This is a genomic window from Candidatus Methylomirabilota bacterium, from assembly GCA_036005065.1.
Taxonomy (GTDB): Bacteria; Methylomirabilota; Methylomirabilia; order Rokubacteriales; family DASRDR01; genus DASYQW01.
In genome coordinates this window covers 1-1,723 of the sequence record DASYQW010000035.1, presented here as the reverse complement: position 1 = coordinate 1,723, position 1,723 = coordinate 1, and the positions used below count along the sequence as shown (strand labels likewise).

Below are 1,723 nucleotides of genomic sequence, written 5' to 3'. Positions count from 1 at the left end.
GAGCGGCCGGTCGACGTTGAACCAGGCGGCGCCGCCGTCGAGCTCGGGCGCGGTGACGACCTCGATCAGGCGGGGCCGCTCCGGTGCCGCGTCCTGCGCCCCGAGATCGCGGAGCCCGACCAGCACGCCCAGGCCGAGCGCACCTCCGACGAGGAGGCGCGTGAGCCAACGGCGGGGCCGACCCTTCATGATCTCCACTCCGAGCTGCTCGGCATGTCACCGACCCCGCGACGCGAGGCCGGATTCGATCACTCTAGCACCCCGGGCTGCGGTAGGTACGACGGGCCTCACGTGGGGGCCGTCTATGGTGACCCCCGGGCGGCTATCGAGGGCGATCAGAACAGCGCGATGGGGTTCACCGGCGAGCCGGTCACGTTGCGGAGGCGGAGCGGCGCGATGGTCAGGAGGAACTCCCAGCGATTCCGCTCGGCGCAGGCCCGGGCGACATCCTCCAGGTTCATGTTGTCGATGAGCCAGAGCCCGAGTCCGACCAGGGCCCCGATGTGGAAGGGATGGCCCATCGCGGGGTACGGGGTAGGCGTCACGTCGTTGTGGGTGTCGCTCCCCCACATCGCGACCCCGCGCGCGCGGAGCCACGGCAGCAACGCCGGATGGGGGCCCGGCGAGCCGGCCTGCGTCGGGTTGGCCGGGCCCTCGGCGAGGCGGCGCGCGTAGTGGCCGGTGCGGACCAGCAGGACGTCGCCCGGCTCGACCTGGATGCCACTCGCGCGCTCGGCGGCCTCGAGGTCCTCGGGGCGCACCCCCTCGCCCCGCTCCAGCCAGCGGACGCCCCGGGCGCGGGCGACGTCGAGGAGGACCCCCCGGCTCACGACGCCGTCGTGCAACAGCTCGACGGACTCCACCGTCGCGCCTTCGCGGGCGGTGACGAGGTTACAGGACCGGCCGTTGTAGATCTGGCCCTCCCAGAAGAAGTGGGCCGGCGTGTCCACGTGGGTCACGGTGTAGCCGTGGAAGACCATGCCGATGAACTCGCCGGCGCCGCGGCGCTGCAGCAGTCGCTCGGGGCTCGCGGTGTCCCGGCCCTCGCCGCTGTCGACCATGAAGCGCATCACCTGGAATGTCGTGTCGGCCGTGATGTCGGTGACGATGGGCCGAGCACAGGTGACGGGGATCCCGTCCTGGACGAGGCGCGCCGCCGCCAGCCGCTTGGCCGGCGTGATCAGGTTCAGGGTGCCCAGCTCGTCCTCCGTCCCCCAGCGTCCCCAGTTGGACAGCGTCTTGAGGTAGCCGATCACATCATCCTCGCTCGGCGTGGGTCCTGGCATGCTCGCTCCCGTCAGTGGCGGAGCCGCTTGTAGCGGAGCCGATGGGGGCGGTCGGCTTCGGCGCCGAGGCGCTTCCGCCGGTCGGCCTCGTAGTCGGCGTAGTTCCCCTCGAACCAGACCACCCGCCCCTCGTCCTCGAAGGCCAGCATGTGGGTGGCGATCCGGTCGAGGAACCAGCGGTCATGGCTGATGACGACGACGCACCCCGAGAAGCCGAGCAGCGCGTCCTCCAGCGCGCGGAGCGTGTCGACGTCGAGATCGTTCGTCGGCTCGTCGAGGAGGAGCAGGTTCCCGCCGCGGGTGAGGAGCTTGGCGAGATGGAGCCGGTTCCGCTCGCCGCCCGAGAGGTCGGCGACCCGCTTCTGCTGGTCGGCGCCCTTGAAGTTGAACGAGGCGACGTAGGCGCGGGAGGCGATGGTCCGCCGGCCCAGGGTCAG

3 protein-coding genes are annotated in these 1,723 nt (G+C 71.7%); all 3 read right to left on the bottom strand.

Features of this window, described 5'->3' with window-relative positions; all coding sequences use genetic code 11:
• Positions 1-189, bottom strand: a 189-nt coding sequence (locus VGW35_02600) for a hypothetical protein (GenBank protein ID HEV8306533.1), incomplete at its 3' end; no start/stop codon positions are given.
• Positions 190-335: 146 nt separating this feature from the next.
• Positions 336-1,286: a cyclase family protein gene (locus VGW35_02595; GenBank protein ID HEV8306532.1), complete on the bottom strand. Its 951-nt coding sequence runs from the start codon at positions 1,284-1,286 to the stop codon at positions 336-338.
• Positions 1,287-1,297: 11 nt separating this feature from the next.
• On the bottom strand, positions 1,298-1,723 hold a 426-nt coding region (locus VGW35_02590), incomplete at its 5' end, for an ATP-binding cassette domain-containing protein (GenBank protein HEV8306531.1).

Excerpts from the sequence above, each read along its gene's own strand:
- VGW35_02595 (HEV8306532.1), bottom strand. The coding sequence starts at position 1,286 with ATGCCAGGACCCACGCCGAGCGAGGATGATGTGATCGGCTACCTCAAG.